The sequence below is a fragment of the Hyphobacterium marinum genome (genome assembly GCF_036330325.1).
In the GTDB taxonomy this organism is placed as follows: Bacteria; Pseudomonadota; Alphaproteobacteria; order Caulobacterales; family Maricaulaceae; genus Hyphobacterium; species Hyphobacterium marinum.
In genome coordinates, this window is sequence record NZ_JAZDRO010000001.1 from 687,488 (window position 1) to 708,844 (window position 21,357).

Annotated in this window: 14 protein-coding genes; 5 read left to right on the top strand and 9 right to left on the bottom strand. The window is 64.0% G+C overall.

What is annotated here, in order from left to right; genetic code table 11:
- Positions 1-3 precede the first annotated feature (3 nt).
- Genes V0U35_RS03355 through kdsB form a run of 4 tightly spaced genes read right to left on the bottom strand, consistent with a single transcriptional unit; the run spans position 4 to position 3,762 of the window.
- The gene (locus V0U35_RS03355; RefSeq protein WP_330195237.1) at positions 4-1,221 is read right to left on the bottom strand and encodes an NAD(P)/FAD-dependent oxidoreductase; all 1,218 of its coding nucleotides are present in this window, start codon (positions 1,219-1,221) and stop codon (positions 4-6) included.
- The gene (locus tag V0U35_RS03360) at positions 1,218-2,360 is read right to left on the bottom strand and encodes a CaiB/BaiF CoA transferase family protein (protein WP_330195238.1); all 1,143 of its coding nucleotides are present in this window, start codon (positions 2,358-2,360) and stop codon (positions 1,218-1,220) included. Before V0U35_RS03360 ends, V0U35_RS03355 begins: the two co-directional genes overlap by 4 nt.
- Complete coding sequence (locus V0U35_RS03365; protein ID WP_330195239.1) at positions 2,357-2,983, bottom strand: histidine phosphatase family protein; 627 nt, start codon at positions 2,981-2,983, stop codon at positions 2,357-2,359. Before V0U35_RS03365 ends, V0U35_RS03360 begins: the two co-directional genes overlap by 4 nt.
- On the bottom strand, positions 2,980-3,762 hold the full coding sequence (gene kdsB / locus V0U35_RS03370; protein ID WP_330195240.1) for a 3-deoxy-manno-octulosonate cytidylyltransferase: 783 nt from the start codon (positions 3,760-3,762) through the stop codon (positions 2,980-2,982). Before kdsB ends, V0U35_RS03365 begins: the two co-directional genes overlap by 4 nt.
- A gap of 350 nt (positions 3,763-4,112) precedes the next feature.
- Here kdsB and V0U35_RS03375 point away from each other — a divergent pair, with 350 nt between their 5' ends.
- From V0U35_RS03375 to argC, 4 genes are all read left to right on the top strand, one after another.
- A complete protein-coding gene (locus V0U35_RS03375) occupies positions 4,113-4,334 on the top strand; it encodes a hypothetical protein (RefSeq protein WP_330195241.1) in 222 nt (73 codons plus the stop codon).
- 242 nt (positions 4,335-4,576) lie between these two features.
- Positions 4,577-5,584, top strand: a complete 1,008-nt coding sequence (locus tag V0U35_RS03380; protein WP_373696366.1) for an N-acetylornithine carbamoyltransferase — start codon at positions 4,577-4,579, stop codon at positions 5,582-5,584.
- An 8-nt stretch (positions 5,585-5,592) separates the two neighbouring features.
- Positions 5,593-6,909 (top strand): acetylglutamate kinase, encoded by a 1,317-nt coding sequence (locus tag V0U35_RS03385; RefSeq protein WP_330195243.1) that lies wholly within the window; start codon positions 5,593-5,595, stop codon positions 6,907-6,909.
- Positions 6,906-7,847, top strand: coding sequence for an N-acetyl-gamma-glutamyl-phosphate reductase (argC, locus tag V0U35_RS03390; protein ID WP_330195244.1), 942 nt, complete (start codon positions 6,906-6,908; stop codon positions 7,845-7,847). The genes V0U35_RS03385 and argC overlap by 4 nt, the downstream gene beginning before the upstream one ends.
- 60 nt (positions 7,848-7,907) lie before the next feature.
- On the opposite strand, the gene V0U35_RS03395 is transcribed toward argC, so the two are convergent.
- The 5 genes from V0U35_RS03395 to V0U35_RS03415 form a co-directional block, all read right to left on the bottom strand.
- Positions 7,908-8,597 (bottom strand): hypothetical protein, encoded by a 690-nt coding sequence (locus V0U35_RS03395; protein WP_330195245.1) that lies wholly within the window; start codon positions 8,595-8,597, stop codon positions 7,908-7,910.
- Positions 8,598-8,615: 18 nt separating this feature from the next.
- Complete coding sequence (locus tag V0U35_RS03400; protein WP_330195246.1) at positions 8,616-10,754, bottom strand: reprolysin-like metallopeptidase; 2,139 nt, start codon at positions 10,752-10,754, stop codon at positions 8,616-8,618.
- A gap of 193 nt (positions 10,755-10,947) precedes the next feature.
- The gene (locus tag V0U35_RS03405; protein ID WP_330195247.1) at positions 10,948-13,065 is read right to left on the bottom strand and encodes a reprolysin-like metallopeptidase; all 2,118 of its coding nucleotides are present in this window, start codon (positions 13,063-13,065) and stop codon (positions 10,948-10,950) included.
- Between the two features lie 272 nt (positions 13,066-13,337).
- Positions 13,338-15,491: a reprolysin-like metallopeptidase gene (locus V0U35_RS03410; protein WP_330195248.1), complete on the bottom strand. Its 2,154-nt coding sequence runs from the start codon at positions 15,489-15,491 to the stop codon at positions 13,338-13,340.
- Positions 15,492-15,629: 138 nt separating this feature from the next.
- The gene (locus V0U35_RS03415; protein WP_330195249.1) at positions 15,630-17,807 is read right to left on the bottom strand and encodes a reprolysin-like metallopeptidase; all 2,178 of its coding nucleotides are present in this window, start codon (positions 17,805-17,807) and stop codon (positions 15,630-15,632) included.
- Positions 17,808-17,987: 180 nt separating this feature from the next.
- On the opposite strand from V0U35_RS03415, the gene V0U35_RS03420 reads away from it, so the two are divergent.
- Complete coding sequence (locus V0U35_RS03420; RefSeq protein WP_330195250.1) at positions 17,988-21,353, top strand: S8 family serine peptidase; 3,366 nt, start codon at positions 17,988-17,990, stop codon at positions 21,351-21,353.
- Positions 21,354-21,357 lie beyond the last annotated feature (4 nt).

Here is a 21,357-nt window from a genome sequence, read left to right on the forward strand (position 1 = left end):
CGCCTACATTCGCGTTTTCAGATCGAAGGCCGGATCAGCGGCTTCTTCCGGCGTCAGGGCCGGTTCGGCCTGCGCGAGGATGCGCCGCGCGGCCATGTGGTCGGCCGGGGCATTGACCGAGTCCGCGCCGATCAGTTTTCCATCGAGGAAATAGAAGATCGAGAAGGCGTCGCTGCCCGGCTGGCGGCGCTCGACATGGGTGTCGAAGCCGTCGGACAGGCCGGCCATTTGCAGCTTCACATCATACTGGTCGGACCAGAACCAGGGCACGGCGGTGTAGGGCGTCGGCGTGCCGGTCAGCGTCTTCGCCAACGCCCGCGCCTGATCGGTGGCGTTCTGCACCGACTCAAGCCGCAAGCGCCGTCCACGCAAGGCGTTGGGATGGAAGGAGACGTCGCCGATGGCATAGATGTCCGGGTCGCTGGTCGTGGCATAGTCATCGGCATCAATCCCGTTCGAACAGGTGATTCCGGCCGCCTCAGCGATCTCCTGGTTGGGAATAACGCCGGCACCGAGGATGACCATGTCAGCGATGAAGACACGGCCATCGTCGAGTTCGACCTCGACCGAGCGGCCCTCACGGTTGAGGTTTGCCACGCGCACGCCATAGACCAGGTCGACGCCCTTGTCCCTGTGCAGCGCGTCGAAGAAGGCCGAGACCGGCGCGCTGACCGCGCGTTGCATCAACCGGTCCATGGCTTCCAGCACCGTGACTGACTTGCCCATTGTCCTTGCAGCGCTGGCGGTTTCGAGACCGATGAAGCCACCACCGATGACGACGACATGGCTGGCACCGGTGAGAGCCGATTTTATAGCGCGCGAGTCCGACAGCGTGCGCAGCGGGTAGACCCGGTCGCCGTCAATGCCGGGGATAGGCGGGGTGCGAACCCGCGTTCCGGTGGCGATGACCAGCTTGTCGTAAGGCAAAGTGCTGCCGTCGCTCAAGGCCACGGTCTTGCCGGTCCGGTTGATGGATAAGGCTGTTACTCCCGTGCGCAAATCGATCTTGCGGTCGGTATAGAAGGCGTCCGGGCGCAGCGGCAGGCGCGCTTCGTCGAACGTGTCCATCAGGAAGGTCTTCGACAGGGGCGGGCGCTGATAAGGCGGATCGGCTTCCTCCCCGACGAGGACAATCGGGCCCTCATGGCCTTCGCGGCGTAGCGAGTCGGCGAGCTGGGCTCCGGCCTGTCCGGCCCCGAGGATAACAATCGTGTCGCTCATGAGGATTCCGCCGCTGCGCCGCTGTTGATCAGGGAGGTAATGCCGGCGTCGTCAAAGCCCGCCTGGGCGAGGATTTCGCGCGTGTCTTCACCGGCAAAGAAGGGACCGCGCCCCGTTTCGGCAGGCGTTTGGGAGAAGCGCGGTGCGGGCGCGGGCTGTACAAAACCGTCACGGGTTTCGAACGTTCTGCGCGCGGTGTTATGGGCGTGAAGAGGGGCTTCCTTCAGGCTCAGGACTGGCGTGACGCAGGCGTCTGTTGCGCTAAAATGCTGCGTCCAGTCGTCGCGTTTTCGCGCAGCAAACCGTGCAGCAAAAACTTCGGTCAGGCGCGGCCAATGTTCGCGGTCATACTGATGCGCGGCTTCGCTGGAGTCGACGCCCAGACCGTCGAGCAGGGCGGCAAAGAATTGCGGCTCGATCGCTCCGACTGCCATGTGGCCGCCATCGGCGGTCACATAGGTCCGGTAGAAAGGGGCAGACCCGTCGAGCAGGTTGGTTTCGCGCCCGTCGCTCCACAGTCCCGAGGCGAGGAGTGAGTGGATGAGGCTCATGATCGCCGCCGAGCCATCGGTCATGGCGGCGTCAACGACCTGGCCTTCACCAGTTTCGCGGGCACGGACCAGCGCGGCGAGCATGCCGACGATCAGGAATAGCGAACCGCCAGCATAGTCGCCCACGAGATTGAGCGGCGGGACGGGCTGATCCTTGCCGCCCATCGTTCCGAGCGCACCGGACAGGGCGATATAGTTGATGTCATGGCCGGCCCGCTGGCTCAAAGGCCCGGTCTGGCCCCAGCCTGTCAGCCGTCCATAGACAAGTTTCGGATTGGCCTTGAGCAGGACGTCCGGACCGAGGCCGAGCCGTTCGGCGACGCCGGGGCGGAAGCCTTCAAAGAACAGGTCGGCACCGGCGGCGAGCTTGCGGACAACGTCAACGGCGTCGGAGTTTTTCAGGTCCAGCACGATGGAGCGCTTGCCGCGCCGGTTGGCGTCCTTGGGGCGTTCAGGCAGGCGGGCTTCCGCGTGCCGGTCGATACTGATCACGTCAGCACCGAGATCGGCGAGAAGCTGTCCGGCCATGGGCGCAGGGCCAATACCGGCGAGTTCGATAACGTTTATGCCGTGGAGCGGACCGCTCATCCTGCCGGGAACTCCAGGCCGTTCGCAGGGTCGAAATTCCAGAACAGCGGCGCGACGGTCCGGACTTCCAGCCGGGCGGCGCAGACATATCCGGTCTTGACCTTGGCGTCGCCGTCAAAGCCGAGCGCGGCGTGGAAATAGCGCAATATGCCGTTCGACGTCACGACCAGAACCGGGCTGTCAACGTGCTGGAGGTCGTGAATGACGGCGAGCGCATTGCCCTTCAGTGTCGCCGCATCCGGCGACCAGTCAGCCCCTTCGGGCCGTTCATTGCGGTCGCGCCAGGCGGCGAGTGCGTCCTCACCCCATTTGGCGATGATGTCGGCGTCGCTACGGCCGCCCCAGGAGCCGTAATCGATCTCCTTCAGGCGATCATCGATCTCTATGTCACCAGAAAAGCCGGTGAGGTTTGCTGCGATCTCGGCAGCCTTGCGGGTGCGCTGCAGCGGACCGGAGATGATCGTCGCCGGTTTCTGGCCCGAAGCGACGAGAGCGTGGCCGAGGTCTTCAGCCTGTTTCAGGCCCTTTTTCGCCAGCGGCAGGTCTTCTTGCGCACCGACCCAGACGGCCGTTTCGCCGGGCTCGAACGTGTTGCCGTGGCGGGCGAGGATGAGCAGCGTCACGGGACCAGCTCGCCTTCACGGGCAATGATGGCTTCCACCATGTTCGCGTCATCCGGCGCGTCGACCGACCAGGCCGAGCGGCCGCGATAGTCGGTTTCGACGACGCGGATCGGAATGCCGTTTTCCAGTGCGCGAAGCTGTTCAAGGCTTTCGGCGCGTTCGAGCGGCGACGGTTCCAGCGAAACGATCCGGCGCAACGTCTCGATCCGGTAGCCGTAAAGCCCGATATGCTGCCAGACCGGCGTACCGGCTTCCGGGTGGCGCTGGAAGGGCAAGACGGACTTGGAGAAATAGAGCGCATTCATCGCCCGGTCGAAAACAACGGTCGTGCCGCCGACATCGCCCTTCGCCTTGGTGGCGCGGAAATTGGCCTCGGTCTCTTTGCTCATGCGAACAGCCGGTGTCGCCATCTGCAGCGCGGCGTCCGCGCGCATGGCTTCGGCAACGCTGCCTATGACCCAGGGCGGGGTCAGGACCGCATCTCCCTGCACGTTGATGACGATCTCGGCGTCTGCACCCAGCACATCGGCAGCGGCGAGCGCCCGTTCGGTGCCATTGCGGCAGGTGTCGGGCGTCAGCACGCACTCACCGCCAAACCCGGCGACGGCATCCATGATGCGCTGGTCCTCGGTTGCGACGACGACCCGGTCGACGCCGGGCGCGGCGCTGGCGAGCCGCCAGACGCGCTCGATCATGGTGCGGCCCGCAATCTCGATCAGCGGCTTTCCGGGGAAGCGCGTGGAACCGTAACGGGCGGGGATGACGGCGAGGATGGACATGGGCAACCTTTTGTCCTGCTTGTTCCATAAGCTCTGGCCGATTTCCAGCCCTGCCCTCGGGCCTGCGCTGAGTCGGCTGCCCTTGAGCGCGCCTGCACTGGTAAAATTCAAATGCGGCAAACAGTAATCAGTAATATAATGGTAATATTGACTTGGTCGTTTCCGGTGGTCATTCTCTGCGACGCGTAGTTGAGCACGTTGCAGGTTTCGCTGACGCGTAGTTGCTATGATCAAAGATGCCGCCGAGGTAAGAGGAGACGATGAAAAAACTTAATCTTGCGATATTCACCCTGGCTTTATTCACATGCGCGTCCTGCGCGTCCTACTCCCCAGATTCGGATGCGGCGGTGATGGCCCAGCGCGAAACCGGCGACGCGGCGACCGAAACTGATCCCGAAGCCAGTCCGGGGGATGGCGAAGAGATTGTTTGCTACAACCGTCGCCGAACCGGCAGCCACGTTCGCCGGCGTGTGTGCATGACGCGGAACGTATCGGAACGGGCCGAAGTTGCCGCAGAGCGGGCTTTGGAGCGCGGTGTCCGGGGCCAAGCCTATACAGCGCCGGAAGAATAGGTCACCAAAAGCGCACATTGCGCCCGCGCGGGGACCACTAGCGGAACCCGTATCAGCGCCCGGATCCGGGCCTGGCGGTGACGGTGCAGGAAACATCCCTGGCGGCGTTCCCGGTCGTGCGGATACCGGTCCCGCTGATTGGCGTGAACCCGGCAGGCTTGTATACATGAGTGGACATGAATGGCACCCGGTCTTATGGCCGGGTGTTCGCTTTCCCGCTTTGGCCAGAGTCCGGTACCGAGATGCGCCATTTCCTATCGACCGCCGATTGGAGCCGCACAGAGCTTCAGGCGCTGCTTGACCGTGCCCGTGCACTCAAGGCCGGGGCTTCCTGCGCCTCTTTGCAGGGCCAATCAATCGCGCTGCTATTCTTCAACCCGTCGCTGCGAACCCGGACGTCTTTCGATATCGGAGCACGGCAGCTCGGCGGTCATGCCATTGTGCTCGACGCAAAAGGCGCGACCTGGCCGATGGAATTCTCCGACGGCACGATCATGGATGGCGATGCGGAAGAGCATGTCCGCGAGGCGGCTCGCGTGTTGTCGCGCTATGTCGATCTCATCGCCATTCGCTGCTTTCCGAAATTCGAGAACTGGCAGACCGAACGCGAGGACCCGATGATCACCGCGTTTGCCCGTCACGCGACGGTGCCGGTGATCAACATGGAAACAATCGTCCACCCCTGTCAGGAACTCGCGCTGATGCTGGCGCTGCAGGAACGGCTCGGCAGTGTAAAGGGCAAGACCTTCCTTCTGACCTGGGTGCCGCACCCGAAACCGCTCAATACCGCGGTGGCGAACTCGGCGATCCTGATTGCCTCGAAATTCGGCATGAATGTCCGCATGCTTGTGCCCGATCCGGTCTACAGGCTCGATGACCGCTACATGGATGCCGCCCAGCGCTTTGCCGGCGAAGAGGGCGGTTCGTTCGAGATGACCACCGACGTCGAGGCGGCCTATTCAGGGGCCGATGCAGTCTATGCCAAGAGCTGGGGCGCGCTGCCCTTTTACGGCAACTGGGGCGGCGAGGCACAATACCGGGCCAAGGGCGCGGGCTTCATGATCGACGAAGCGAAAATGGCGATGACCAACAATGCCGTCGTCAGCCACTGCCTGCCCATGCGCCGCAATGTGAAAATCGCCGATGCGGTCGTGGATTCGCCGAACTTCCTCGGGATCGAGGAAGCGGAAAACCGGCTGCATGTGCAAAAGGCGGTGATGGAAGCGCTCTCCCACCAGTCGCGGAGCTAGACGCGCCGATGTCCGGGAAATCCGCCGTCCGCCAGACCATTGTCCAGCTGCTCTCGCACATGCGCGACGGCAAGGAGATCCGCGAGTATCTTCACCGCTTTTCCCAGGTGGACCAGACACGCTTTGCCGTCGTGAAAGTCGGCGGTGCAGTCATCCGCGATGATCTGGAAGGTCTGGCGGCGGCCTTGTCCTTCCTGCAGACGGTCGGCCTCGCGCCGGTCGTCGTTCATGGCGGCGGCCCGCAGCTTGACGAAGCGCTGAGCGCCGCCGGTATTGCCAGCGATAAGGTCAACGGGCTGCGCGTGACGCCCGACGCGGCCATGCCGGTGATCCGGGACGCACTCACCGACGTCAATCTGGCGCTCGTTGATGCCGTTCGCGCCGCCGGTGGCCGGGCGGCCTCCATTCCCTTTGGCGTGTTTCAGGCCGATCTGATGGACGAGGCGGTCTTTGGCCGGGTCGGCGAGCCGACGGGGGTGCGCCGCCGTCTGATCGAGGCGGCCATGCATGGCGGTGAAGCCCCGGTCCTGGCCTGCATTGGCGAGACGCCTGACGGGCGGCCGGTCAATATCAATGCGGACTCCGCCGTGCGGGCTTTGGTGAAAGACCTCCAGCCCTACAAGGTCATTTTCCTGACCGAGACGGGCGGCTTGCTGGATGCTGATGGAGACATGTTGTCGACAGTCAACCTCGCCTCGGAATACGACATGCTGATGGAGGCCGACTGGGTCACCGGCGGAATGCGGGTCAAGATCGCCGAGATCAAGCGCCTGCTCGAAGACTTGCCGCTGTCGAGTTCGGTCTCGATCACCCGGCCTGAAGACCTGGCCAAGGAGCTCTTCACCCACGCGGGCGCGGGAACGCTGGTGCGCCGGGGCGAAAAAATCTTCGAAACCGCCGACAAGGCGGACATTGACGCTGACAAGGTCACCGATTTGATCGCCAAGGCATTCGGTCGTGCGCCAGTTTCCGGGTATTGGGACAATCTCGACCTTGCGTCGGCCTTTATCACGGAACGATATCGTGCCGCGGCACTGGTCACCGAAGTCAGTGGCGCGCCCTATCTCGACAAGTTTGCCGTGCTGGACGATGCGCGCGGGGAGGGCCTCGCCCGCGCGGTCTGGGGCCGGCTGGAAGACCGCTTTCCGCGCCTTTACTGGCGCTCGCGCTGGAACAATCCCATCAACAGCTTCTATTTCGATGCCTGTGCCGGTGCTGTGAAGCGCGGCGACTGGATCGTATTCTGGACCGGAGACGACGCCTTGTCCGACAGCGCCCCCCTGATCGACACCATCGCCGCCCTGCCGGCCACGTTGCAGTCATGACGCTGTCGGTCGGACTTGTCGGTGCGCGCGGCCATACCGGACATGAGCTGCTGCGCCTGATTGCGGCGCGGGATGACATGAGCCTTGCCTTCGCCAGTTCACGGGAGCTGGACGGTCAGCCGGTATCGTCAGTGGCCCCGGAATTCGGCGAGGGGCTTTCCTTCGAAGCCCTCGACGACGAAGCGGTCGCAGCGCGCGGGGCGGATGCCGTTGTACTGGCCCTGCCCAATGGTGCGGCCGCCCCGTTTGTCGAGGCCATCGACCGGTCCGCACCTGACACGTTGATCGTCGATCTCTCGGCCGATTACCGCTTCAATGATGACTGGCGCTATGGTCTGCCCGAGCTGAATGGCCGGGCGTCGCTCAGTGAAGCCCGGCGCATCGCCAATCCGGGCTGCTATGCCACGTGCGGCCAGGTCTCGATTGCGCCGGTGCGCGGACTGCTGGCCGCGCCGGCGCATGTGTTTGGCGTGTCGGGGTATTCGGGGGCGGGGACGACGCCCTCGCGCAAGAACGACACCGAAGCGCTGAAAGACAACCTCATGCCTTATGCCCTGACCGGGCACATCCACGAGGCGGAAATGACGCGGCACCTTTGCCATGAGGTCGTTTTCACGCCGCATGTCGCGGAATTTTTCCGCGGGCTGATCGTGACATCGCACCTGGAGTTCGCACAGCCCGTGTCGTCCGAAGGCGTTCGCGACGCTTTCCGCGGCTTCTATGAAGGCGAAGCCCTGATCGAAATCATGGACCGCACACCCGAGGCTCGGGACGGTGCATTTCAGGACAAGGTTTTGGTCGGCGGGTTCGGGGTCAGCGAGGACGGCTATCGCGGCGTCGTGGTCGCGACGCTCGACAATCTGCTCAAAGGAGCCGCGGTTCAGGCGGTCCAGAATCTCGCCATTGCGTCCGGCCTGCCCGAATACGTGAAGGCCTGACAGGAAAAACCCCGCCGCCGGATTCGGCAGCGGGGCTTTGTCGTTCAGGACGGACCGTCGTCAGTTGCCGTCGTTCTGATTGTTTTCCTGCTCGCGCAGGGCCCGGACGAGGGCTTCCAGATCGCGCTGGGCGCGCTGGGTCGCTTCGGCCAGCTGGGCCTGGGTCTCGGCGTCGAGATCGTCGCCGGAGCCGCCGCCCTCATTGCCGTTGCCATTACCCGAATCCGATCCGGACGGCATGGCCGCAACCTGGGTCGCTGCCGATGTGTCCACGCCATTGTCGGCGTCGACCAGCGGCTGGACCTGCCGCTGGAGCAGGGCGCTGACACGCTCCCCGTCTTCCTCGGTCATGGTCTCGTCGCTGAGCCGTGTCGGGCCGGCACGCTGGGATTCATCCGGAGCCGTTCCGGCCCGTCCCGACAGCAGGACCAGGCGCTGGATCTGGCCTTCGGTTTCCGGTGTTTCGCCATAGACGAGGGCGTAGTCAAAGCCCTGGAGCAGGCGCGCGATGATGTCGTCGAGCGGACCGGTCAGGTCCACCGTGACAGCATTGTCATCGATCAGCCGGTCGGCACCGACAAGCCGGAAACCGGCTTCGGACTGGATCGCAGTCAGCACTTCGCTGAGGCGTTCCCCGTCCGCGCTGACCTGCCAGACGCCTTCAGTCTGGCGGGCTTCGATGTCGGCCCAGGCGGGCGCGGCACCCAGAAGCGCCGAACCCGTCAGGAGGAGTGCTGCGTATCGCAACATGGCTCTGGCCTTTCGCTTCTACGGTGCGGTGCGGACCGCCACCGTGGTTGCGCCACGTTCGGTTACGCCGCCTTCCAGGAAGCGAACAAAGACGCGATTGCGGGCCGGGTCATTGTCAATGGCTGCGCCCGTTCCGCGCACGAAAACCGCAAAGGTCGCCGTATCATCCTGTTCCAGGTTGACGGAGGCCGTCAGTCCGCGCGCACCCGAGCAGGCCCCGGTGGTGGGATTGGTTTGGCAGACTTCGATTTTGTCGATGGCCAGTGTCCGGCCGCCGGTATCCGGCGACACGATGATCGCGCCTGCCGCACCCAGATTGGTCACGGCGACCGAGAATGCCCCCACCATGTTGCCGGTCGTGGGTACTTCGACCCGTCCCGTATTGCCGACCGTCGCGGCCAGGGCGATCACGTCCGGAACGGCGGTTGCCGAGGACGAGAAGGTCAGCGAATTCAGGCCGAGCACGTACTCTGCGGATCGGCGATTGGTGCAGAAGGCTTCGATGAAGAGATCCGTTTCATCGAAATCCGACGCGATCGCATGCTGGCTGTTGTCTGCAAAGGTCGCCGCGCTGGTCACCGTGAAGATGAAGTTCTGGGCACCGCCAGAAGCGATATCGACCGGCGTGTTGGCCGTGCCCGTCAGGGCGTTTGCCGAGGTGGTTGTCTGGTACGAGAACTGGGATCCGCTGGCACCGCCAAGCCGCAGGCCGCAGCCGGTTGCCGTGGTCCCGTTCGCGGCCGGATTGATGATGGTCGCAAAAGCGGTCGCCGCCGTACCGTTCTGAACCGAACGCGTGATCGGCAGAACCGAGGAAACAACCCGCGGGGCAACATCACGGAAATCGGTAATGTTGTTGCCCTGTTCGCGGGCGGCACGGGCGTTGTCCGCGCTGTCGCCTGGCGTGGTGTCATGGGAAATGCCGCAGGAAGCACCCGACGGGCAAAGCGTGATGTCCGGGTTCGAGAAATAGTTCACCCGCGGTTCGCCAGTGGTACTGCCGTAGGACATGATGGTCCGGAACGAGCCATCCACGCGGTGACCGTGTGCGAAATCGCGAACGCCGCTGCCGGCGCTGGAATTCTCGCGGTTGTGGGCAAAGCCGGTGTTGTGGCCGACTTCGTGGGCGAAGGTCTGGTCGGTGCAGTAGCTGTAACCGCCAGAACCGCTCCATTGTGAATCGATCCAGTCGCTGATGATGCCGACGCCAAAGGGCGCGCTGCCAGTGGTGATCGAATCGGAACTTCCGCCAAGGACGTAAGCCACGCCACAGCTGCCATGTTCGGGACGGCGGTATTGGCGAATGATGGTGACGATATCGGCACCCTTGGCATCGCGGATGGTGCGCAGGCCGGACAGGTCATAATCATTGCCGGCGATGCCATCGCCCGCGCCATCCTGGAGGTCGTCGAGAATGCCGGCTCCTACGCCGCTGCCGCTGTTCGGGATCGTTTCGCTGATCACGACCGGCGTCGGTCCGAGGTGGACGAGGCGGGCGCGCATGCCGGTGTCACTATCGATATGGGCCTGGTCAAGCAGGGCGACGAGGAATTGAATGCGGCCACCCAGGGCCATCCCCCAGAGATCGACCATGCTCTGCGTGTAGAAAATGGCGATATCGATCGTGCCATTGGACCCGATAGCCACGGCTTCACCGGTTTCGGGCGCATCACCGTCGTTGTCGGCAATGGGGTCGGCCGGGAAGGTGACATCGGGAACAATGCCGTCATCGCCCCATTCAGGAACCGTGGAGCCTTCGGGATGCTGGAAGATTTCATGGCCGCCATTGCGCGAGGGAACAATGTTCCAGACCCCGTCAGACGTGTTGATCTGGCCGAAGACATAGCCATTGAACTCGGTAATCAGAACCCGGCTGTGGATGTCCTCGCCGGCAATCCGGCCGACCCAGGTCCGCGCGCCCATTTCCATGGTCGCCAGGCGGTCCATCTCGGCGACATAGCCCGGTCCGAAATTGAGATCGATGCGGTCACCGGCCTCCATGTCCATGACCGAGCGGTCCAGGCGTTCGAACTGGGTCGTTTCCGGCCCGCCCTGGTCGTTGGCGATGGTCACGGCCCCGCGGAACATGTCGTCCGCATGACTGGTGCCGCAGAACAGAAGGGCACCAAGTGCCGCCGTGGTAAGGAACTGACGCATGCTGTATCTCCCGAAGAATGCAGGTGCGCGCCTCAAGCGCTGATTTCGTGACCTCGCATCAGCAAGCATAGCGCGTTGGGCAAGAGGGTCCAAGCCGCGATGCCGCCCTTGGGCGAGAAATCTGGCGTCAGAAATGAAAACGGCACCGCCTGCGTCGAGCAGACGGTGCCGTGTTCTTCTCCTGCAGAACGGATCAGGGCGTGGTGCGTACCGCCACGCTGGTCGCGCCGCGTTCCGTTCCGGCAGCTCCGCCTTCGCGGAAGCGCACGAAGACCCGGTTCTGCGCCGGATTGTTGGCAATTTCCGTTCCGTTGCCCCGCACGAAGACGCCGAAAGTCGCCGTATCGTTCTGGTTGATGGTCAGGGTCTGCGTCGCCGCACGTCCGGTGGTGCAGGCCCCCGTTGTCGGATTGGTCTGGCAGATTTCGAACGAGTTGATGCCGTTGATCGTACGCCCACCCGTGTCGGCGGTCACCGTGATGGAAGCACTGGTTCCGACATTGGAAACCGCTACCGAGAAGACACCAACCTGGGTTCCTGCCGTCGGGACTTCCACCCGGCCCGTGTTTCCGACCGTCGCCGCCAGGGCAACAATATCCGCTGGCGCTGCCGCAGACGACGAGAAGGTCAGCGAATTCAGACCCACGGTGTACTCAGCCGAGCGGCGGTTGGTGCAGAACGCTTCAATGTAGAGAACCCGCTCGTCGTTCGTGCTCGGATATCCCGGGATGGCCCCGGTATTGTCCGCGAAATCGGCGGCGCTGGTGACCGAGAACACGAAATTCTGCGATCCGCCGGACGGAATATCGACCGGCGTATTCGCCGTGCCACTCAACACATTCAGCGGCGTCGTCGTCTGATAGCTGAATTGTGCGCCTGTCGAGCCGGCGAGGCGAAGGCCGCAGCCCGTGGCTGTGTTTCCACCGGCTGCCGGGTTGATCACAGTGGCAAAAGCCGTCGCCGCCGTTCCGTTCTGAACCGATCGGGTGACCGGGAGAACCGCCGAAACGACGCGCGGGATCTCCGCACGGAAATTGACAATGTTGAGGCTTTCCTCGCGAGCCGCACGCGCCGTGTTCTCGGTCGCCGATCCGCAGGTCGCATTGTTCCGGCAAACCATGATCTCCGGGTTGGAGAAATAGCTCATCTGCTGCTCGTCCGCCTGACCGCTGGCATAGGACATGATCGTGCGATAGCTGCCCGGGACAATGAAGCCATGCGCGTAATCGCGGACGCCGCTGCCGGCACCGGAATTGTTGCGGTCATGGGCGAAGCCGAGATTGTGGCCGATCTCGTGGGCGAAGGTCACGTCCCCGCACACACCGAAACCGTCATTCAGGTTCGCATCCTCTTCATCAATCCAGTCTGCAGAGACCGAGTAGCCCACGGCGGCGTCGGCAGGGTCAATGCTGTCGTCATTTCCGCCCAGCAGATAGGCCAGACCGGCCGAGCTGAGGCTGCCGCGGCAGCGCTGGATGATACCGACCAGGTCGGCACCATAGGTCGCGCCTGTGTTGCGCAGCGCGGAGAGGTCTTGTGTGACCCCTTGCCCGTCGCCATTCGGGCCAAATCCGGACAGGTTGCCAAGCGTGACAGACTGGTCGGCACTATCCGTTGTCAGGCTGACCGGCTGGAGCTGGACCAGGCGAGCGCGCAGGCCGGTGTCGGAATCGACCAGTGCCTGATCGAGAAGGGCGAACAGGTATTGGATGCGGCCGCCCGTCGACAGGCCCCAAGTATTGGCCATGCTTTCCGAATAGAACAGGGCGATGTCGATCGTGCCGTTTGAACCGACCGCGACGGCCTCGGCCGTTTCGGGCCCGGATGCGGCTCGCGCCTCGGCAATGGCCTGCAAGATGCTGACGCCATTCGGGATAACCGCATCATGCTCGTTCTCGATCATGTAGGCGTTGGCCGGGAATTGCATGATCTGGGGCTGACCCTGGCGGTCGGTAATGATGTGCCAGGTGCCGTCATCGGTCAGGATGCGTCCGAAGACCGTGCCATTGAATTCGGTAATCAGGACCTGGCGGGCCATATCGGAGTCGATGACATCGCCGACCCATACGCGGCCGCCCAGTTCCTGGACGTCGATTCGCCGTAGTTCGGCGACGTAGCCGGTGCCGAAGTTCAGATCGATCTGTTCGCCGGGCTCCATCAGCATGACGCCGGGGTCAAGCCGGTCGAACAGGATGCGCTCGTCACCATTGTCGCTGGCAACAGTCCGGACGCCAGCGAACATGTCGTCCGCAAACGCCGCGGTTCCGAGGCTCAGCGACAGGCCGAGCGCGGTCAGGATACTCTTTTTCATCTACTCCCCCGAAGACTGACCGGCAGCCAACGGGCAGACCGGCTTTGAAATCATCGCCCATGTTAAAGAGTTAACGACGTTTAGGCGAGAAAAATCGGCCAGTCATTTCGGGTATCTATCGTGATCAGAGCGTCACTCAATAACGATATTATATAACAAATACCAGGGCCATTGATGCTGGCCGAGACACTGTTCGGTCATAACGCCTCCGTATGTGCCAGCGGTCCCGCTCATCAAGCCGGTACCACTGGCACGAAGGACTGTAATGAACGCTACGGCGTTGTCTGGACCGCGACGCTGGTGGCACCGCGCGAGGTGGCACCTTCGTTAAACCGGACAAAAACCCGGTCGACGGCCGGATTGAAGGCTATCGCCTGGCCATTCCCGCGGACGAAAATGCCGAAGGTCGCCGTGTCGTTCTGGTTCAACGTCAGCGTCTGTGACGCCGCACGACCCGTGGTGCAGGCCCCGGTTCCGGGGTCGGTGCGGCAAATCTCCAGCGACTGCACGCCGGCGATCGTCCGCCCGCCCAGGTCCGGCGTCGCGGTGATGGAGGCGCTGGTTCCGATATTGGAGACCGCCACCGAGAAGGCCCCGACCATGGTACCGGACTGGGGTACGCTGACCCGTCCGGTATTGCCGACCGTGGCCGCCAGCGCGATGACATCGGCCGGCGCTGCGGCGCTGGACGTAAAGGTCAGCGTGTTCAGCCCGAGTGTGAAATCGGCCGAGCGGCGATTGGTACAGAAGGCTTCGACAAACAGGTTGCGTTCGTCATTGGCCGAGGGTTGGGGCAGACCGGTATTGTCGTCGAACGTCGCTGCGCTGGTGACCGAAAAGACAAAGGTTTGGCTCGCCCCGGCATTGAGATCGACCGGGGTGTTCGCCGTTCCCGTAACCGCATTCGTGTTGGGATCCGTTGTTTGATACGAGAACTGGGCCGGCGTGGCACCGCCCAGCCGCAGGCCGCAGCCCGTGGCCTGACCGCCGGAATTGACCGGGTTGATGATGGTCGCGAATGCCGTCGCGGTCGTCCCGTTCTGCACAGAACGGGTCGTCGGCAGGACCGAGGACACGACACGCGATACTTCGGCGAAGAACAAGGTCACGTCCTTGCTTTCTTCACGCGCGGCGCGGGCATTGTCCGCCGGATCGTTCGTCAGGATACCATCGATCCGGGCCGGTGCGGCGATGCCGCAGGCCGCGTTGTTCGGACACAGAGTGATCGACGGATTGGAGAAGTGCGGCGCTTCCTGCTCATTGCCGATGGTGCGCGGTGCGCCCGGCGGACAAGTACCGCCGCTGGTCGGGTAGGACATGATGGTGATGAAGTTGCAGTCTTCACGGTGACCATTTGCAAAGGTCCGCACACCGGTGCCAATGCCGGAATCTTCCACGTTATGGGCCATGCCCAGATTGTGGCCGACCTCGTGGGCATAGGTGATGTCCGAGCAGAATGTATTGCCGTCGCCGCTAATCCAGTCGCCGGTCACTGAAAAGCCTTGCGGTGCCCAGCTGGCATTGATGTCGCCATTGGTCGAGGGTGCGCCAAGGATATTGGCAATCCCGCATCCCCCATGGCCCGGCCCGGTCCGCTGAATGACGCCGACGAGGTCTGCCCCGTGTGACGTGCGCACATTGCGCAGGGCGCTGAGGTCCTGGGTGATGGTCGGGGCCTCATTGCCCGTGATGCCGGAGATATTGGTCAGCGTCTGGGCCTGGTCGGCATTGTCATCGGTCAACGTCACGGGGCCGTTGAAAACCAGACGGGCGCGCATGCCGGTATCGCTGTCGACCAGTGCCGTGTCCAATACCGCAACGAGGTGGTTGACCCGCGCGCTGGCCGTCATGCCCCAGAGGGCCGAAAAACTCTGCGAATAATAGATCGCCAGATCGAGATTGCCGTTGGAACCGACCGCGACAGCTTCGCCGGTTTCAGGGGCCTGCCGGGCTTCCTCCGGCAGCGCGGCCAGGATGTCCGGCGTGATGTAGACCGTGTCATTCGCCCGGTAAGGCCGGTTGATGTCGGCCGGGATCTGCATGATCCGGTGACCATTGCCCTCCGGGATCATGTACCAGAGTCCATCTTCGGTCTGGACACGACCGAACACGATACCGTTCATCTCGGTGATGATGGCGCGGCTGCGGATTGTTTCACCTGCGATGCGTCCAACCCAGGTCTGGGATCCGAGCGGTTGCACGTCGATGCGGTCGAGTTCGAGCTCGTAGCCGGGACCGAAATTGAGGTCGATCCGTTCGCCGGGCTGCATACGCATCACACCCGTGGCGAGGCGCCCGAATTCGAAAGAGTCCGGTCCGCCGTCATCGGCGGCAATGGTCCGAACACTGGTGAGCATGTCGTCGGCCAGTGCCGCAGGCGACAAGGCGGCAGCCAGAACGGCCGCGCCAAACAGAAAACGCTTCATGATAGTCCTCCCCCCGCCGCAACACTGCGGCTGAATGCAGTAGACCTTATCGCTAATGCCGTGATTAGGCGACCGAAAACGGACCCGGCGGGTTGCAGAGCCGCCCGCCAGAGTCTGTGGGCTACCGGTTGAGCGCCGCTATTGCGCGGTCCGGATCGCCACGCTGGTCCCTCCGACCGGTATATTTGCCGTCGTCCGGAAGTTGACGAAGACCCGGTTTGCGGCCGGGTCACCGGCGATGTTTCCCGCACCGCGCACGAAGATGGCAAAGGTCAGATTCGCTCCGGCTCCGGCGGTCAGCGTCACCGAAGCCGCGCGAGCGGTCAGGCAAATACCGGTGGCCGGATCGGTCCGGCAGATTTCCAGTGCGCCGACGGCTGTCGCCCCGGTGCCCAGCTCGGGTGTGACCGTGACCTCGGCTGACGTGGCGAGATTGACGCTGGCCACCGAAAACGCAGCCGCGCCCGTTGCCGAGGGCAATTCGACAATGCCGTTCCCGGCTGTGGTCGCGGCCAGTGCGACCATGTCGGGCAGGGCCTGGCTGGTGGCGAGATAGCGGAAGGTGTTCACCCCGGTGATGACCGGTGCGGTCCGGCGGTTGGCGCAGCGCGCATCGATCCGCAGATCGGACGGAAAGGTCGTCGCGGCGAGATTGACCGAAATCACATAGCTTTGTGTGCCGCCGGCCGGAATGTCGACCGGGGTGTTTGCGGTACCGGTGACGGCGTTGGTTGCCGGGTCGGTCGTCTGGAATGTGAAGCTGCCGGTGCCGGCACCATGCAGGATCAGCCCGCACCCGGTCGCCGTGCTCCCCGATGCGGCGGGGTTGGCGATGGTGACGAAGGCGGTGGCTGGCTGACCGGCCGGGACGGTTCGGCTGTAGGGCAGGATGGCCGATCTGACAGGGGCGGCCTCGGGGTGCCGGTAGAATTGCACCTGATAGCCCTGGTCGCGCATCGAGCGCGCATTGTCGGTCAGCGCGGTCGTGTTGTCGCTGTTGCTGCCCGGAATGTTCCAGCCGCCCGGGCCGGATCCGCACGGCAGGCCAAGGCAGTTGTTCAAGGACGGGTTGGAGAAGGCCGCTACCCACGTCTCGTTCGACCGGGTCGGCGGCGAGTTCGCCGGACAGGTCAGGTTCGACCGCAGCGAGTCGTAGGCCATGATCGTGCGTAGCGAGCAGTCATAGCGATGCCCGTAGGAGAAGTCGTAGACGCCTGTTCCGCCGGCATTCTCGATATTGTGGGTCGAGCCGAGATTGTGGCCGACCTCGTGGGCAAAGGTCAGGTCGCCGCAATTGGCTCCCGTGCCGTTTGCGTCTGGTCCGTCTCCCACGACGCCGACGCCGAGAATGTGGTCTTCGGACGGGTCAATCACGCCCTCGCCTCCGCCGGGCAGATAGGCGACGCCGCAATAGGTCTGCTGGGCGCGCCAGTAACGCCGCACCATGACCACGATGTCGGCCGCCACGCCGTCGCGGACCGCGAGCAGGCTGGAGAGGTCGCCGTCATTATTGCACTGGAGGCCGAAACTGCCGTCACAGCTTCCAAAGACATCCGCCGATGTTCCGGCATTGCCGAAGCTGGCTCCGGCGACGAGATCGTCGATGGATTCCAGCGTGGAGGTAGTTTCCACCCACGGCACCGGCATGGGCAGCGCCAGGACCAGCCGGGCGCGCAGGCCGGTATCGCTGTCGACGAGGGCCTGGTCGAGCACGTTGACGAGGTGCTGGACCCGCGTGATCACGCCGGTCCCGTACCAGGCCTCCATCCCCGCTGTATAAACGACCGCAATGTCGATCGTACCGTTCGAGCCAACCGGGACGGGCGGCTGATCCGCCGCGTCAGCAGGCCCTGGCGGCAGGGACTCGCGAGCGGCATTTGACAGCTCGGCGGACAGGGTCAGGAGATCGGTATCGGGTTCTTCGGGCGGTGCCCCCATGGGTGAAAATGCCAGCGCGCCCGTGACGGGATCCGGCGCGAGCGACCAGCTGCCATCCGGCGTGATGACCGTACCGAAGGTGGCGCTGCTGCCTTGTGTGAATACGACCGAGTAGCCCGCTCCATGACCGGCGATTTGGCCAAACCAGGTCTGTCCGCCGGCCTGGCCGGTCTCGATCCGGGTCAGGACCGCCTCGTGAACCGTCCCGTCCAGCGGTGGCAGAATGGCCCGGTCGCCGGGCTCCATCGCGTAAAGGGCAGGGCTGACGGCGAGGTGACCGAAGGCGCTGTCGGTCTCGAATATCGGCTGTTGCGCAATTGCGGTCGCCGAGAATGCGCTTGTCAATAGCCCGGCCAGGGCCAGTCGCATGACTGCCATGATGATCTCCCTCAGCTCGGGAGAAGTGTGCGGCGGCGGTCCGAGACGACCAAGGGCCGGAAGGCCAGAGTCACGTCATCGTGACGCGATGTGTCTGACGCCGCTTCTGCCTGTCCCTGCCCGAAATGCCTGCTAATCTGGCCGGGCAGAACGTTTCGGAAGTTTACAAAAGGGCGGGTCATGGGTTTCAGGTTTTTGGTGGTGCTGGCCGCATTTGTCGTGCTGGCTCAAACGGCGAGCGCTGCCCCGGTCGTTCTTCCCGCCGACGAACAGGCCCGGCTTGATGCCGGTGAGCGGATCCGCGTGATCGTCTGGTTTGCCGGACCCGACATCGCGGAATCACAGCCCGAGGGTGGCCGTCCGGAAGACCGCGTCGAGGCGATCAACGACGTTCGCGACGCCGCCATCTACCGGGCGCTGGGTATCCCTGCCGACATTCTGGCCGCTTCGCCCATGCTGGAACCGGGACCGCGGATCGCCCGCGAATTCCGCTATTCACCGGCCGCCGCCATGGTGCTGTCAGCCGAGGAAATCGCGGCTCTGGCCAGTGATCCCGCGGTGCGCCGTATCCAGATTGACGAGATCACGGCACCGTCCCTTGATCAGAGCGTCCCGCTGATCGGCGCAACCAACATGCACAATGCCGGGCAGACCGGGCAGGGCGTCTCGGTTGCCATCCTTGATACCGGTGTGGATCTCCAGCACCCCATGTTTGCCGGACGGATCGCCGGATCGGCCTGCTTCTCGTCATCCTCGCCGGGGCGGGCGAACAGTTTCTGCCCCGGCGGCGGGCCGAGCAATACGACCGATCCCCAGGCGGGCGACAATTGCGAGGAGCGATCGGTCGATGCGGTCAATGGCGGAACGGGCTGCTTCCATGGCACGCACGTCGCCGGGATTGCGGTTGGCGGCGATTTCGTTGATCCGTCAAACGCATCGCGGACGCTGCGGGGCGTCGCGCCGGGTGCGGGCCTCGTTGCCGTGCAGGTCTTTTCCCAATTTTCCAATTCGACTGATTGCGGCACCGATCCGGTCCCGTGCGTACGCAGCTTTACCAGCGACCAGACGGCTGCACTGGAATGGCTCTATGACAACCGGCAATCGCTCAATCTCGCGGCGATCAATCTCAGCCTGGGGGGCGGGCAGCATACCGGTCCCTGCACAGGACACGCGCATGTGACGGTCATCGGACAATTGCGGTCCGCAGGCGTCTCGACGGCCATTGCTTCGGGGAATAACGGGTTCCGCGATTCGGTGAATTCGCCGGGCTGTGTGCCCGACGCGATCACGGTTGGCTCGACGACGAAGGCCGACGCTGTGTCATCCTTCTCCAATTCCAACGGGTTGGTGGATGTCCTGGCACCGGGGTCCTCGATCCGGTCTGCACTGTCGAGTTCCAATGATTCCGGGGTTGGCGGCGCGACGACCGCGTCCGGGACTTCGATGGCGACCCCCCATGTTGCGGGCGCGCTGGCACTGCTGCGGGCGGCCCATCCCAATGCCAGTGTCGATGCCATCGAGTCGGCGCTGGAAGCGACAGGCCTTCCGATTCTGCTGTCATCGAACAATGTCCAGACGCCGCGTATCCGGGTCGATCTCGCGAGTGCGCAACTGACCGCCAACAATGGCGGTGTGCTGGGCAATCTCACCGTGACGCCGCTGCGCGCCTTCAACTCCACGGGGTCGCCTGGCGATGCCAGCAGTTTTGAAACCGCAGACTATACGCTGACCAATAATGGCGGTGCGCCGCTCGACTGGTCGGTGTCTTCCAATGCCACCTATCTGGCTTTCTCAGAAGTCCAGGCGGGGTCGGACGGTCCGGACGCGGCCTTTGCGACAGCGGGCGGCACGCTTGCGGCCGGAGCCAGCACGACCGTTCGGGTCAGCGTCAACGCGGCCGGTCTTGCAGGGGGATACTTCCAGTCCCGTTTCGCCTTCACCGTGACAGGTACGCAGGGGTCGGTGGAAATTGCGGCATCGATATCGGTGACCAGCCCGCCGCCAGGTAATGACAATTTCGCCGATGCGTTTGCGTTGTCGGCGGTATCCACCACGGCCGCATTCAACTCGACCGGTGCGACCAAGGAGAGCGGTGAACCCAGCCATGCCGGCAATGGTGGCGGCGCCTCGGTGTGGTGGTCCTGGACCGCGCCGGTGTCTGGTACGGCCCGGATCCGCACCCAGGGTGCCGACTTCGACACGATGATCGCGGTCTATAGTGGCAATTCACTCGGATCGCTCTCCTCGATCGCGTCCAATGACGACATCAACTATCCGTCCGACACGCAAAGCCAGGTCGAGATCGCGGTGACCGCCGGGACGACCTACCGCATCGCGGTCGATGGCTATGGCGGCGCGGCAGGCAATGCCGAATTGTCCATCCGCTACATCAACACGCCGTCGAATGACGCCGTGGCGTCGGCTACCGTCATCAGTGGCGCGACCGGCTCGGTATCGGGCTCGAACGTCAATGCGACCAAGGCCGGGGGCGAACCGGCCCATGGCGGTGATGCCGGGGGTGCGTCGGTCTGGTATTCTTGGACCGCACCGTCGGCAGGCCAGGCCGTCTTCGACGCCGCGGCATCTTCCTTCACCGCCCTGGTCGGCGTTTACACCAGCCCGGACGGCGGAACGTCGCTCAACTCGGTCGTTCAGGCCAATGGCGCTCCGGCGGCCTTCACGGCCGTGCAGGGCACGACCTATCTGATCGCGGTTGATGGTCTTGCGGGCGCGACCGGACAAGTCAGGCTGGGCTGGACGCTGGGGACGGCGGAAACCCATCGCCTGCGTGCTGCCGTTCTGCCGAATGCGCGTTCGGTCCAGGTCGGCCAGACCGCAACAGCCTTCGCAACGCTGATCAACCCGGCAGGCTTTGCGACCGCCGGCAGCAACTGCCGGATCGAACCCCCGGCAGGGTTCAATGGCGGCTTCTCCTATCGCACGACGGACCCGGCCTCCAATCAGCCGACCGGCACGGCCGATACGCCGGTGGGGATTCCGGCAGGCGGATCACAGAGCTTCGTCTTCTCGATGACGCCGGGAACGCCGCTGAACGGGGTCAGCCTCGCGCCGGTCTTCCGCTGCGACAACGTGCTGTCCGCCAGCCCGGTTCCGGGTGTGAACACGCTGACGCTGACGGCCGCTCCGGCGGCCACGGCGGACGTGATCACACTCGCCGCGACGACATCGGGCAATGGCGTCGCAACGGCGCCGCTCAACGCGGCGACGGCCTTTTCGGTCGCGGCCCTGAATATCGGTGCAGCGGAAACGGTCACGGTCGAACCGGGCTTTGGCAGTGCCAATCTGCCGCTGACGCTCGATATCTGCGAGACCAATCCGGCAACGGGACAATGCCTCGCGGCGCGCGCGCCGTCGGTCAGTGTCAGCTTCGCGACCAACGAGACGCGGACCTTCTCGGTCTTCGTCCGGGGGACGGGAACGCCGGTGGCGCTGTCGCCGGTCGCCAACCGGGTCGTGGTCAGTTTCACCAACCTGTCAGGTGTCTCGGTTGGGGCAACGAGTGTGGCGGTCCAGACCGGGCCCTAGGCCG